The 13,937-nt window shown below is 52.8% G+C and carries 12 protein-coding genes and 1 pseudogene; 6 read left to right on the top strand and 7 right to left on the bottom strand.

Translation table 11 applies throughout. The annotated features are described in order from the left end of the window. Positions 1-99: 99 nt before the first annotated feature. From NXS13_RS02690 to NXS13_RS02710, 5 genes are all read right to left on the bottom strand, one after another. Positions 100-471: a hydrogenase maturation nickel metallochaperone HypA gene (locus NXS13_RS02690; protein WP_259158087.1), complete on the bottom strand. Its 372-nt coding sequence runs from the start codon at positions 469-471 to the stop codon at positions 100-102. Between the two features lie 80 nt (positions 472-551). After that, positions 552-1,052 carry a 5-(carboxyamino)imidazole ribonucleotide mutase gene (gene purE / locus NXS13_RS02695; RefSeq protein WP_259289322.1) on the bottom strand — a complete coding sequence of 167 codons (501 nt, stop codon included), beginning with the start codon at positions 1,050-1,052 and terminating at the stop codon, positions 552-554. A 50-nt stretch (positions 1,053-1,102) separates the two neighbouring features. Continuing rightward, positions 1,103-2,320, bottom strand: a complete 1,218-nt coding sequence (locus tag NXS13_RS02700; RefSeq protein WP_259077191.1) for a 5-(carboxyamino)imidazole ribonucleotide synthase — start codon at positions 2,318-2,320, stop codon at positions 1,103-1,105. A gap of 56 nt (positions 2,321-2,376) precedes the next feature. Further along, positions 2,377-2,838 (bottom strand): hypothetical protein, encoded by a 462-nt coding sequence (locus NXS13_RS02705; protein ID WP_259158084.1) that lies wholly within the window; start codon positions 2,836-2,838, stop codon positions 2,377-2,379. A gap of 28 nt (positions 2,839-2,866) precedes the next feature. Next, positions 2,867-3,841, bottom strand: a complete 975-nt coding sequence (locus NXS13_RS02710; protein WP_259158082.1) for a biotin--[acetyl-CoA-carboxylase] ligase — start codon at positions 3,839-3,841, stop codon at positions 2,867-2,869. A gap of 181 nt (positions 3,842-4,022) precedes the next feature. On the opposite strand from NXS13_RS02710, the gene NXS13_RS02715 reads away from it, so the two are divergent. The 6 genes and pseudogenes from NXS13_RS02715 (at position 4,023) to NXS13_RS02740 (ending at position 9,893) form a co-directional block, all read left to right on the top strand. Further along, positions 4,023-5,663 (top strand): acyl-CoA carboxylase subunit beta, encoded by a 1,641-nt coding sequence (locus NXS13_RS02715; RefSeq protein WP_259077195.1) that lies wholly within the window; start codon positions 4,023-4,025, stop codon positions 5,661-5,663. A gap of 137 nt (positions 5,664-5,800) precedes the next feature. After that, positions 5,801-7,432: an acyl-CoA carboxylase subunit beta gene (locus NXS13_RS02720; protein ID WP_259289323.1), complete on the top strand. Its 1,632-nt coding sequence runs from the start codon at positions 5,801-5,803 to the stop codon at positions 7,430-7,432. A 45-nt stretch (positions 7,433-7,477) separates the two neighbouring features. Further along, the gene (locus tag NXS13_RS02725; protein WP_259077198.1) at positions 7,478-7,699 is read left to right on the top strand and encodes an acyl-CoA carboxylase subunit epsilon; all 222 of its coding nucleotides are present in this window, start codon (positions 7,478-7,480) and stop codon (positions 7,697-7,699) included. An 81-nt stretch (positions 7,700-7,780) separates the two neighbouring features. Further along, a pseudogene (locus NXS13_RS02730) lies at positions 7,781-8,700 on the top strand (ribokinase). 19 nt (positions 8,701-8,719) lie between these two features. After that, positions 8,720-9,352, top strand: a complete 633-nt coding sequence (locus NXS13_RS02735; protein WP_259077201.1) for a nucleoside triphosphate pyrophosphatase — start codon at positions 8,720-8,722, stop codon at positions 9,350-9,352. Beyond that, positions 9,333-9,893, top strand: coding sequence for a DUF3151 family protein (locus NXS13_RS02740; RefSeq protein ID WP_259077203.1), 561 nt, complete (start codon positions 9,333-9,335; stop codon positions 9,891-9,893). Before NXS13_RS02735 ends, NXS13_RS02740 begins: the two co-directional genes overlap by 20 nt. On the opposite strand, the gene NXS13_RS02745 is transcribed toward NXS13_RS02740, so the two are convergent. Next, positions 9,877-12,222, bottom strand: coding sequence for an acyltransferase family protein (locus NXS13_RS02745; protein ID WP_396125060.1), 2,346 nt, complete (start codon positions 12,220-12,222; stop codon positions 9,877-9,879). The two genes, NXS13_RS02740 and NXS13_RS02745, sit on opposite strands and share 17 nt — an antisense overlap. A 187-nt stretch (positions 12,223-12,409) precedes the next feature. Beyond that, the gene (locus NXS13_RS02750) at positions 12,410-13,468 is read right to left on the bottom strand and encodes a Cj0069 family protein (protein ID WP_259289324.1); all 1,059 of its coding nucleotides are present in this window, start codon (positions 13,466-13,468) and stop codon (positions 12,410-12,412) included. Positions 13,469-13,937 lie beyond the last annotated feature (469 nt).

Consider the following 13,937-nt stretch of genomic DNA (forward strand, 5'->3'; position numbering starts at 1 on the left):
GGAAACCGAAACAGCGGTCAAAACTGTGGATAATTACTCGTGAGCTAGGGCAGTCCCTTGGTGCCAGCCAGTTTCCCTCTACCCGCGCCCATGCTCCTTTTAGTCTTCTATGCGGATGGGACCGCAGATATGGCGACCGTCCAGGTCGATGAAGCTTACCACGAGCTCATTTCCCGACAAGACTATGGTAGGCGAGTCGCAAAAACGGCAATCGAGGTCCTCAAGATCATTTATGTCTACAACTCTAAAATGACCCCGCTCGCATTCGATGGTGGCATCTGTCCACTGAACTTTTAGCTGCGAGCCGCGCATTCGCGTTCTAAAGGTTGTATATACCCAAGCGTTTTCCAGCTTAAAAGGGTCCACACGTCTGAATGCTCCGACGCGCACATAGACCGTTTTCACCGTATATCCAGACGTCCATGGCCTGATTGCTTGATAGATGAGAGAGGCATATTCAATCTCGGTCATTGTGGGGCCTCGCTATTCGTGACGACGTGAGCACCTGTATTTTTATTGGGGCGTCGGGGGCACCCGACGCCCCAATAGATCTAGGATCCAAGCAGGCGAGATCTTAGCAGCTCATCTTTTCGTTCCACTTCCTCGCGCATTTCTCGCTGGAATTGGACCATTTTTTCTACAAGTTCGAAGTCATCTACCCCTAGCATTCGTACAGCGAGCAAGCCAGCATTTTTTGCGCCACCAATGGACACCGTTGCCACAGGCACTCCAGCTGGCATTTGGACGATGGACAGGAGGGAATCCATCCCATCTAGAGTATCGAGTGCCCTTGGTATCCCAATGACGGGTAGCGGTGTTGCGGCCGCGACCATGCCGGGTAAATGAGCTGCGCCGCCAGCACAGGCAATAATAACCTTGAGTCCTCGCGTGTGAGCGTGCTCTGCGTAAGCAAGCATCTTGTCTGGTGTTCGGTGCGCTGAGACCACCCCCACTTCGAAGGGGACTGAGAAGTCGGCGAGAATTTTGGCGGCTGGTTCGACTGTAGGCCAGTCTGAATCTGAGCCCATGATAAGGCCAACGAGGGGTTTCATATGCACGTCCTTATGTCATTAAAAGGATTTTCTAAAAGCCTCAACAAATGTTAGTCCATCCAGCTGGCGGTGCTAAGGAAATGAGCTGCATTGCGGGCGGCTTGAAGAACGTCGTCAGCTGAGTCACCTGCGATATTTACATGGCCAAGTTTGCGGCCAGGCCGGTAATCCTTACCGTAGAGGTGGATCTTTGCCGTCGGATACCGACGCCATACTGCCTTCATACGCGCAGTCATGGGCAGATCGGGGTCAGCAGGGGCACCTAAGACATTGGCCATACCGATCACGGGTGCGGTGAGTTCAGTATCACCCAAAGGATAATCCAGGACCGCGCGCAGATGTTGTTCAAATTGATTCGTGACACACCCATTTTGGGTCCAATGTCCGGTGTTATGCGGACGCATTGCTAGCTCATTAACGAGAATTGTAGGCTCAACTGAGCCGTTATCAGTTGCAAAAAGTTCCACTGCGAGCACCCCGGTCACACGTAATTCTGTAGCGATATATTGCGCTAGGCTTTTGATCTCGGAGCTGTGTTTCTCACTCAGCCCAGGTGCGGGCGTGAGGGTTTCGGTACATATTCCGTTCTCTTGTACCGACTGCGAGACCGGCCAGGCTTTGACCTCGCCGCTGGGGGTTCGCGCAACAAGAACTGATAATTCCCGGCTCAGTGCAATTTTCTCCTCAGCCATGAGCTCAACCCCTTCAGCTCTCAGCTTATCCACGAGTTCTTCCAACTCAGTCACAGTTCTGGGAAACCACACTCCATGACCGTCGTAACCACCACGGCGCGCTTTCAGGCAGACCGCACCATTGACTCGGGTGTAGAAGGCGCGGGCGTCGTCACGCGAGGAGATTGCGGCGAAAGGAGGGATGGGGGCGCCCATATCGGAAAGTCGCTGGCGCATAAGTAGCTTATCTTGAGCGTATATGAGTGCGTGCGGTCGGGGCTGTACATCATAACCTTCGTCGAGTAACGAATGGATATAATCATTGGGGACATGTTCGTGGTCAAAGGTGATCACATCAGTCCCAGTTGCGCTGTTTTGAAGGTCGGTATAGGACAGATAATCGCCAATGTGTAGATCGCGGCTAACCTGGGCTGCCGACGCTTGATCGGTAGCGGCCAGTATGCGGGCGGATAAGCCCAGTTCGATTGCCTCGGTATGCATCATTCGAGCTAGTTGCCCGTCTCCGATGACTAGAATAATGGGCATTCCACTGGCATGGGCAGCGCGGGATGAATCTGCAGGTGTTTGATAGCTCACACCTTGTAACTCTAAACAGCCCGCCTGGTTGCCACAAGCGATTGAGACAAGAATTATTAGCGATGAATAAGGTCCTCTAGAACAGCAAAGACGCGGCGCGCTTGGGGTACGTGGGTCATCGAGAATGCACGCTGCTGACCGCGCAGCATCAGCCGAATAGTATTGCGGTGGCGGTCAACAGCCTGAACCTGCTCGATCGGGGCGCTAAAGATGCTGCTAGTCCACCCAGCTTCGCGCAGGAGCAACCTGTGTTCCGTAACGATGATACGACGCCTCCGTAGGGTGACAATTTTAGTAACGAGGCGGAATACTACGACCCCTGCCCACATCAGCACGATGAGGTTTCGAATCTTTGGATCATAAGTTCCACTCAATTCTGGCCGGTCCAAATACCCGATTGCCATCCACGCTAACCCGGTTACAGTAAGAATCTCGAGAAGCGGGAAGAATAGTGCGCTCAGCGGACTCGTTAGATCAATGAAGACGCGCTCCCCCGGCGCCAAACGAATACTCATCATCCCCTTAGTTTAAGGCACAGTGCAGCTATCACTCCCGCAACCGCAAATGTGTTACGTCCCCCGCTGCCAAATGATGGTGCGTGCCCACGCCATCGTCGACAACCAGTTGACCGTCGGCTGCGATCGAGCGCACCACACCCAATATCTCGCGATCCCCTGGGACGATCGCCCTAATATCGCGCCCAATCGTGGCTGATAAGCTCCGGTAATCAGCGAGCAACTTTTCATCACCGCATTCCCACTGCTCTAACCGGCGAACCAGTGCACGGATCACCTTAACCGCAAGGTCATCGCGATCAAAAGGAATAGACTCTAAAGCCAATGACGTTGCATGCTCTACCGGCAATTCACTACGACGCATTGCGGTATTGAGACCAAACCCGATGACCACCGCTGGTTCTTTCCCCAGAGAAACAGCCTCCGCAAGGATCCCGCACAATTTTCGCGCTCCCCCATAGGAGCTCACTGGAACCGCAGCAGCACCAGCACGAAGTCGTTGCGCGATATCTTCGCTTCTCGCAGCGCCACCGCGCTTGGAGCAGGCGAGCGCGGAGTCATCAGTGCTGCCAGGAGCACTAGCACCTGCACCGTTATCCTCGCTACTTATTTCTCCATCCTCAATAATGAGATCATTGGGCCACTTGAGTCGAACCCCTGGCCATGCCAGAGCATCGCAAAGGGCCACGCCTACTGCGAGGGGCATGACTCCCAACCGCTCAATGGCTGCTCGATGAGGGCGAATCAGGATGGATGCGGTCAACTGTGCGCCGTAGGGAGCTTCATAACTCCGACCCATACGCCCTCGCCCCGCACTTTGATGATCTGTCAGGCATACCGTTCCACTGGGGGCTCCCTGCTTCGCTAGCTCTACAAGATCGGTATTAGTTGACCCTGTTTTAGCTCGATAAATAAGCGAGGGGATGACTCCGGTGCGGACGAGTTTTTCTTCCAGGTAACCAAGGTTGTAGGGGTTGCGCAGACTAAAGAGATCGGGGGCGTTCATGATTGTCATCCTAATTCCATTGGGGAAATGGGGGTAGCATTTTTTACCCCCTTTTCCCCAATAGAGGGAGGAAGCTCAAACTGCACGCTGACCTAGGGCATCTCTAGACGCCAACTGACGCTATTTGAAATATGACTTTTGCCCTAGAAACTATCTTCACTTTCCGCTATCATGACCAAACATGACTATTTCCTCACCTTTTCTCGATACAAAATCTCTCCCCGATCTGAGTACCACAGCTGGGAAACTTGCAGATCTTCGCGCTAGACGACTCGATGCCCACACCCCGAGTGGCCAGCACGCAGTTGATAAGGTGCGCTCCCATAATCGCCTCACGGCTCGAGATCGTTTAGATTATTTGCTCGATCCCGGCTCCTTTGTCGAGATGGATCAATTAGCAAAGCACCGTACTACCGCCTTTGGAATGCATTCTAGAAGACCTACTACTGACGGCATCGTTGCCGGCTGGGGCACCATCGACGGACGCGAAGTGTGTATTTTCTCCCAAGATGGCACGGTCTTCGGAGGGGCTTTAGGTGAGGTATACGGGGAAAAGATGTGCAAAGTTATGGAGCTCGCCGTCGCAACTGGGCGGCCCCTCATTGGTCTCTACGAAGGTGCCGGCGCCCGCATCCAAGACGGGGCTGTCTCTCTCGATCTCATCGCTCGAACTTTTTACCACAATATCAATGCTTCGGGTGTTATCCCCCAGATTGCCGTCATTATGGGCGCCTGCGCTGGAGGGAACGCCTACTCGCCTGCACTTACTGATTTTGTTGTGATGGTTGAGGATTCTTCGAAAATGTTTGTCACTGGCCCCGATGTCATTAAAACTGTCACGGCTGAAGATATCACCCAAGAAGAGTTAGGTGGCGCAGACGTTCACATGAGCTTCGCCGGCACCTCACACTACAGTGCGGCCAACGATGAAGATGCCCTCGATTTCGTGGCCGACCTCCTCAGCTATCTCCCGTCGAATAATCGTGACCTCAACACGTCAACAGACCCAAGTGTTGAGACAGGAAGCGTCGCAGAAAATGTCTCAGCCTCAGATCTTGTCCTCGATAGCATCATTCCCGATAGTTCCACTGTGCCCTATGATGTGCGCGAGGTTATTACTACGCTCAGCGATGATGGTGAGTACCTGGAGATTCAGCAGGATCGTGCCCAGAATATCGTTATTGCTTTCGGCCGAATTGAAGGTCAGTCTGTAGGTTTTGTGGCGAACCAGCCAACCCATTTCGCCGGCTGTCTCGATATCGACGCTGCCGAAAAAGCTGCACGCTTCGTGCGCACTTGTGACTGCTTTAATATCCCTATCATTACGCTTGTCGACGTTCCGGGATTCCTTCCCGGCGCCTCCCAAGAACACACGGGCATCTTGCGGCGTGGAGCTAAATTACTCTATGCCTACGGTGAGGCAACAGTTCCAACGATCACTGTCACCATGCGCAAATCATATGGTGGAGCTTATTGCGTCATGGGATCGAAGGGTTTGGGCTCCGATCTCAATATTGCATGGCCTACAGCTCAAATTGCGGTTATGGGGGCAAAAGGGGCGGTTGGCTTCTTATATAGAAAGGAATTGCGAGCTGCCCTACTGCGCGGTCTTAACCCCACAGAGCTGGAGCAATTTCAGCTATCTTTAGAGAAAGAATACGAAGATCACATGCTGAATCCGTATCTTGCTGCCGAACGCGGTCTCGTCGATGCTGTGATTTTACCTTCTGAAACACGCGGCTATATAGCGCGCAATCTGCGTCTACTAGGAACCAAGCACCGTCCGCGCCCAGCCCGCAAACACGGCAATATTCCACTTTAGTGTCGAGATGCCGTGATTTTTATTCATCACAACGGGATGATAGCGAGTTAACAATGTCACCTAGCGTGCTTGTCGCCCTAACTGATCGTCGATCCGATGTTCACAAAAATCGGCTCGAACCTTTAAACTATGGTGTTATGACAGCTGCTAAGACGAATTCTGCTTCAGCATCCAAGCCCGACCTCACCACCACCGCAGGTAAACTCGCCGATCTGCGCAACCGCTTGGCTGAGGCCACTGCCCCTATGGGGCCTGAATCCGTGAAGCGGGTACACGATGCAGGTAAGAAGACCGCACGCGAGCGCATTGAATACCTGCTGGACCAGGACTCCTTCGTCGAAGTAGATGCACTTGCACGCCATCGTTCAAAGAATTTTGGACTAGACGCGAAACGCCCGGTTACCGATGGAGTAGTTACGGGTTACGGCACTGTAAACGGACGAAAGGTTTGTGTTTTCTCCCAGGATGGGGCGGTTTTCGGGGGTGCGCTAGGGGAAGTATATGGCGAGAAAATCGTAAAAATCATGGATCTCGCCATTAAAACTGGTGTTCCACTCATCGGCATCAACGAGGGGGCTGGTGCCCGCATTCAAGAGGGTGTGGTATCGCTGGGTCTTTACTCAAAGATCTTTTACCGCAATACTCTAGCCTCAGGCCTGATTCCCCAGATCTCGCTAATCATGGGTGCCTGCGCGGGAGGCCACGTCTATTCACCAGCGCTAACAGACTTCATTGTCATGGTCGATAAAACCTCGAAAATGTTCATAACGGGACCAGAGGTCATCAAAACTATCACCGGTGAAGAGATCACTCAAGAGGAATTAGGTGGCGCTCATACCCATATGGCCACCTCAGGGACCTCACACTATACCGCTGATAATGACGCCGATGCCCTCGATTGGGTACGTGACCTCCTCGACTACCTTCCGTCCAACAACAGAGCTGAAGCCCCGCGCGAGGCCAGCACTAAAATGGAGGGCTCAGTGAGCGAGAATATCACTGCGTACGACCGAGAGTTAGATACACTCATCCCCGATCTACCTAATCAGCCCTACGATATGACTGACGTTATCCGCCGAGTGGTTGACGACGGTGAATTCTTCGAAATCCAGGAGAATTATGCCCACAATATTCTCACTGGTTTTGCCCGTATTGAGGGACGCTCCGTGGGAATAGTGGCAAATCAACCCACCGAATTTGCTGGTTGCCTTGATATTAAGGCATCCGAAAAAGCGGCTCGCTTCATCCGCACCTGCGATGCTTTCAATACTCCCATTATTGAATTCGTCGATGTTCCTGGCTTTTTACCAGGAACCGAAGAGGAATACAATGGCATTATCCGCCGTGGCGCTAAATTACTTTACGCCTATGCGGAGGCAACAGTCGGTAAAATTACCGTCATCACCCGGAAATCCTACGGTGGGGCTTACTGCGTGATGGGCTCCAAAGATATGGGTGCCGACCTCGTATTTGCTTGGCCCACCGCCCAAATCGCAGTCATGGGAGCTAAGGGAGCTGTTGGTTTTATCTATCGTAAAGAGCTCAAGCAGGCCCACCTCAATGGCGAGGACGTGGAGGCGCTTGCCGCCCGGTACGAACGCGAGTACGAGGACACTCTTGTGAACCCCTATAAGGCTGCCGAGCGTGGTTTCGTCGATGCAGTTATTCCTCCTTCTCATACTCGCGGAAATATTATTGAAGGCCTCCGCCTTCTCGATCGCAAGGTTGTGACAACACCTGCTAAGAAGCACGGCAATATTCCGCTCTAGGGCCGCAATTGGGTCACTCCGACAAGAAAAAGGTAGTACTACCTCATGAACGAAAAATTTGCTGATAAGCCGCTTTTTAAGGTGCTCAAAGGGCAGCCTGACGACCAAGAACTCGCGGCCTTGGCGATGCTCATCGGCTCGCTTGCGAACTCAGCGCGGGACTCACATCAGTGCAGGGAAGTAAATCGCTGGGGAGAAATTGCTGAAGACTCAAGGCCCCACCCAATCTTCAACCCTAATGCATTTCAACATGTGAGCTTCTATTAAGGTCCGTCCCTGAGATCCTAAAGCCTTCGGAGGGTTTGAAATCCTTTTCCGGCTCATTCCTACTAGCTTGGAGCGCGATCTATGAGCGTCGTTGTCATTGGCTCTATTAATGCCGATTTGGCAGTTCCACCGCTCGCCACCCCACCCCAGGGGAAACTCTGCTCGGAACTGGTGGGAATATCAGTCCTGGTGGGAAGGGAGCGAACCAAGCGGTGGCCGCTGCTCTGCAGGGATCCCACGTTTCTTTTCTAGGGGCGGTGGGCTCTGACGCCTATGCCCCGGTAGCTCTGTCACTGCTGGAGAAATCAGGCGTCAATCTATCGCGTATCCAGCATCATCCTGGCCCCACGGGACTCGCAGTTATCACGGTTGCAGCTGACGGCGAGAATACGATTATCGTCGTGCCCGGAGCCAATGCGGAGGTGTCCCCAGACTATATTCGCGACAATCGTGACATCATTTCGCGAGCCGATATTGTTGTGATGCAGGGTGAGCTGCCATCAGCCACCCTTGAGGCCACCCTATTGGGAGAACGGGGGCACCCACATAAAAACAGTCACCCCCGATTCGTCATCAATCTTGCACCTGTCATACCCCTCGATCGGAGGCTGCTCCTACGCGCCGATCCGCTGATCCTAAACGAATACGAAGCCCAACTTCTTCTCAACCCAGGCTCTATTCCCCAATCAGATCCGGATATTGACCGGCTAATCCAGCAATTGCTAGGTCAAGGTTTTTCCTCGCTGGTCATGACGCTAGGTGCAAGGGGTGTAGAGGTCGTCGATCATAAGCATCGCACTCACATTCCCGCTCCCCCCATTACCCCAATAGATACTACGGGGGCGGGCGATGCCTTCGTTGGTGGTCTCGTTGCCCGCCTAGACCAGGGTGATGATCTTGTTCGGGCCGCGAAATACGCAGTAAGAATTGGTGCTTTTGCCTGCACTCGAATGGGCGCACAGCGATCTTATCCTCACCAAGACGATATTCTGCCCTTCTAGTCTGCGCTAGAATGCGGGTATGAGCTCTTTGTTTATTCTCGCTTCAGCCTCTCCATCCCGTCTTGGAATTCTCCGCGGAGCGAGTATTGATCCAGACGTTCACGTCGCTGATATTGACGAAGATGCTCTGATCGAGAAATTAGCTGATAAGAACCCCGAGCACGTGGTGCAAACACTAGCCACGAAGAAAGCGGAAGCTATCGCACGCCAATTTCCAGAGTCAATAGTTTTAGGGTGCGATTCGATGCTACTTATAGATGGCTTCCTGCAAGGCAAACCTCACAGCATCGACCGGGCCATCGAACGGTGGAAATACCAGCGAGGTAAACAAGCACAACTCCTCACCGGACATTGCCTTCTGAGCCCTCAGGGGCGTTGGGAGGAAGTTACTCAGACTACCATTTATTTCGCTTCCCCCAGTGACCGGGATATTGCGACCTATGCGCGTTCCGGTGAACCCCTTGAATGCGCTGGCGCCTTCACTTTGGAGGCTATGGGGGGATTTTTTATCGACCGTATAGAGGGGGACCCCCACAGTGTTGTGGGGCTCTCTTTAGCCGTCGTCCGTCGAGCTCTTTATGCTTTCGGGATGGACATTAGTGATTTCTGGGCACCCACTTCTAAGGACAGCCATGCATCAACGTCGCTCTAGAAAACTTCCCAGGCTCGCCACGTGCCCGGACTTATTGGCCGAGGATGAGATAGAGCTCCCAGCTCTTTGGCCTATCGAGCTCCCCGCTGATAATATTCGTCATCCTATCGATATCTACTCCGTTATTGAATGTCCTGATTCGCCACTTGGCTGGGCAGAGCTGGCTGAAAATGCCCTCGATGATGCCCTATCACGAAACCCCATGAGAGCACATCACCGAATCACCGCCTATACCTATGCGTGTGCGGCATATGTGGCTAGCCTTAATCGGCTCACCGAACACGGGTGGAAAGGTACTGGTCATATCCCCTTCTCCCATCTACCCAATCAGGGGGTTCTAAGAGCCGTCGCGTGCCTAGCGCGCGCCTCGGAGCTGATCGGGGATTCGGATGGCTATGAGCGCTATCTTCGCTTTTTGCTCGAATCGGACCCGGCCTGCGTGAGCACTTTGATACCCAAACCTTCTCGTGAGGAGTTCCTGCGCACAAAACGACGTCATAGGCCACGTCGACGCAGACCGTCGTTTAAAGATCAGGACTAAGGCGCCAGTCGAGTCCTTTTTCCCACTGGTTACGCGGGTCCGCCGCCGGCTGCAATGGAATCGGCTGCGGCCGCTTCTTCTCGCTTGGTTCCTTAGTTGGGCTTGTCGACGCGGCGGGGGTAGTAGTCGATATCCGCGAAGTTGATGTCTGACTGGAGGTGGCCACGTGCTCCTTCTCAGACATTTTGCGCTCCCCACCAACCTTGTTAACAAGGTCTCCCATTTCTTCCCACAGCAGAGGGGCGAGTGTTAGTGCGAACTCGTCACTGAGGTGGTTAGCGTCTCGGTACATATAGATATTGCCCATCACTGGGGGACAGAATCCATCAGGGCAAAACCAATCAGCAGTATCGATGGCGAGCATATCTGGTTTGTTCAAATACTGCGCAGCTGGATCCTTGGCGCTGTAAATAGCGAAACGATCGCGGCCACATTTCTTGAGATCTTGGGTTTCGGCATAACACTGCGACACGATATCGGCCTGGCCGTCCGGATGGAGGAACCAAGGGTTATCGCGCACCCCCACGAAGGCGAAGCCCTCCTTTTCCAGGAAGCGCCACAAGGTGGGATAACTCTTGGGTACCTCATCGAGACGACGCCCTATCTCAAGGAGCGGTCTGGTCGAGGTAGAGAAGACAATATCGGGGTTTAACTCCTTAAGTTTGTCCACCATAACGTCGTTGAAGGTCTGGCACTCTTTACTAAAAACTCCATCTCGCTCATTGACGAAGGCGGGACATGATTGGCGCACGAGCGGGATGAGTCGAAAACCGTGTTCTTTACCAAGTAGATCCAACGGAGCCATCCACTGTTCAGCATGAGATCCCCCCACCACCACCATGAGTTTTTTGGCTTTTTTGTCCCCGTAAACACAATCCTTTTTGGGGTCGTCAATGACCATGACGGTGGGGTCTTGGCCAATAAAGGACATACACCCATCTCGCCAAGCCGGCGACATGCGATCGGGGAGCACATATGGGTCTGGTTCGACAGGTGCTTGGGGTACTCGTAACATCGATAATGCTGCGGCCCCTGGGTAAAGAACTGGATCGAGATCAGTTGCGCTGAGCGCCTCTACTTCCTGCCGCCACATATTGGGAATATAGAGTGCTGCCGATATACACCCGACTACCCCCAACGCCCCAATAAGGCGGAGGCGAGAGGTCCTTGTGTCTCTTAGACTCCTCAGCGCCTGACCCATGCGTTTTTCTCCCCATATAGGTCGCTTGCCCTTTTGCATCAGTGGCTTTTCTACACAATGATGAGTCGCTACAGCTAAAACTAGGCTCACGACAATCACGCCAAGGCCTAGGACTACACCTGGTTTTTCTTCTTTAAGATAAACTGTGGAGATAATAAGTAACGGCCAATGCCACAGGTATAGCGCATACGCAATGCGCCCTAAAAAGCGCATCATAGAGCCAGCGAGGAAGCTGACCCCTGCCCCACCGCTGATAACCACCAGGGCGGCACCTCCGAGCGGGTAAAGAGTAGCAGGGCCAGGAAAAACGTTGGCACCATCAAAAAGGAAACCTGTGCTCAGCACCATCGCTACGCCTACGATGCCGCTGAGCCTTGCGAAGTGAGAATTTAGACGGAGCCTCGAGGCGGTGAGCGCTAGAAGAGCGCCAAGGCTAAGCTCCCACATGCGTGAGAAGGTGGAGTAATAATTGAGCTGTTGATTAACTCCATAGAGATAGCAGGCGTAGCCAAAGCTCATCGAGGTCACCAAAATGAGAAATATCAATACCAACCGCTCATTGACGAGCTGTTTGGCGCGCGTAGCACCCCACCGAGTACTTAGGGCAACCAGGCTACCGAGGGCGATGGCGAATATATAGAACTGCCCTTGCACCGCCATGGACCATAAGTGCTGCAAAGGGCTGACGGTACTGGTAGCCGCGCCGTAACTGGCACCCTGGATAGCTAATTCCCAGTTCTGATAATAGAAAAGACTCGCTTGCATCTGGGATGCGAGGTTAAGGCTGCGTAGCTCAGGGGTGAGAACATAGACGGCTGCCCCCGTGAGTGCAACTACTAGCGCGAGTGAAGGTACTAAGCGTCGGATAGTGCGCCACAGGGGCCAAAACGGATTGGGATCCGCTTGGGGACGGCGAGCATAACGGAGTTGGGCACCGAGAAAGAAATAGCCGGATAGCAGCAAGAATACATCGACTCCGCCGGATACTCGCCCGACAAAGACATGAAAAATGACCACAAAAGTGATAGCTAGACCGCGCAAGCCATCAAGATCATAACGATATTTGCTCGCATCGAGTTGTTCCAACGGTAACCCCACACAATCGCCAGTAGTCTTTTTACGAGCCACGCACGCTCTCCGACAACCGCGAGGCGCGAGCTTTTTTAACTCGTATCATTCTAGTAAAAGAATAGGGCTTCTAATAATTCAGACACCAAAAAACCCGCCCGCGACCTGTTCTTTTTTAAGAAAGGGTACGGGCGGGATGGGGAAGCTCTTCACCATTTCCCCACATAACCGGGGCGGGTAATTTTAATCAGGCATGCAGCGCTTCAACGCGCCCAATAGCTTCCTGGGCTACGAGCTGCTGGATCCCCATATCAAGCTCGGAGGTAAATCCTACGCAGGAGCAGTTAATTTCTCCCAGCACATAAGTGTCCTCGCCGTTTTCTCCATCGGCAAGCATGAAATCAGCGGTCCAAATAAGCGGAATATTATCTCCGCCGAGTTTCTCAGCTATCTCTGGGCGAGCGGCGGCGAACTGATCGACGAGCTCCTGCCATGCCTCCGGTTTATCGTATGTGTACTTAGCACCAGAGAACAGTGTGGCAGAGAAATTGTCCCCGCCGGCGGCTGGCTTTTTGTGCACAACGAAAACTGGGTGGGGTCCTACGAGGAGGATGCGAATTTCTCCTTCGACGATACGGGGCATGAATCGCATATCCACGAGCATGCCGTTGTCGCCGATGATATATTGGTCGCAGAAGTCCATAAAATCGCCCAGTTTATGCACCTCAGTGTGGTTGTCTACAGCCTCAGTGCAGCGCACGAGGGTATCAAGCGGCAACGCTGTGCCGGGCTCCACAGTGGCCTGCAACTCGGAATCCTCGAGACGTACGCGCCAGATGCCCGAACCCGTTGACCCTCGATTCTGCTTAAGCACTCGTTCACCATACGAAAGTGAGGTGGGAAAGGTTTCATGGAAAGTAGCGACATCGTAATAAGCTGCGGTATCGGTGGGAACCAAATCGGTGTCTTTAAGTTTGACCAGAGCATCCTTAGCACCATAAGCCATCATCTCCTCAGGAGTGGACATACCGACTAGACCAGCGTCTGATAGCTTAGTCAGAAGCTCAAAATAACCCTTCTCGCCACCAGGGATGCTGCCAGGATTAACCCGAGAGATATAGGCATCAAAATTGGCAGAAATATAATCAAAGAGACCGTCAGCCCACTCAGGTCGATAGAAAACGACCTCAGCATGCCACCCCTTATCCTCAATGGCCTTGACGATGGGCATCGTATCTTTTCGGTGCCCATTAAAGCCCTTGTCAGAGCCTCCTTCAACCTCAAAAACTACAATACTCTTGTGCATATATAACCTTTCATAGCTACCAATCTCACCGATCATCATTGCATTTATTTACCGCTATCGACTCCCCTTCGAGATCAGTGGTTCTTCATGCTGAAGGCAACGAAGCTTATAGGAGCATGCGCGGACTCTCGGTGACCTTATCTAGTGAAACTAATTTCTAATTGACGCACCCCATCCTTATCTTGAACCAGCCTCAAGAGCTGGAAAGACGTGGGTTGGGCACCTCTTTTAGGCTAACTTAACTGTCGCCATCACGAGCGGTAAAAAGCCTATGGAGTAATCAACACCACATATCTTTTCTTCGGCTCTCCCCCTTGCCGTTGACATTGTTAAGCTTTAATAGAAATTGACAAAGATTAGCATGTTGACACGTGCCCAGCGAGGCGGTTTCTAAGGTCACCGACTGCTTCCGTTCTGATTTGTCGCGGCATATCCTCGAGCTGATTGTGGTGGCTGCGAGATCGATTGC

The sequence above is a fragment of the Corynebacterium sp. ES2730-CONJ genome, assembly GCF_024834055.1.
GTDB lineage: Bacteria > Actinomycetota > Actinomycetes > Mycobacteriales > Mycobacteriaceae > Corynebacterium.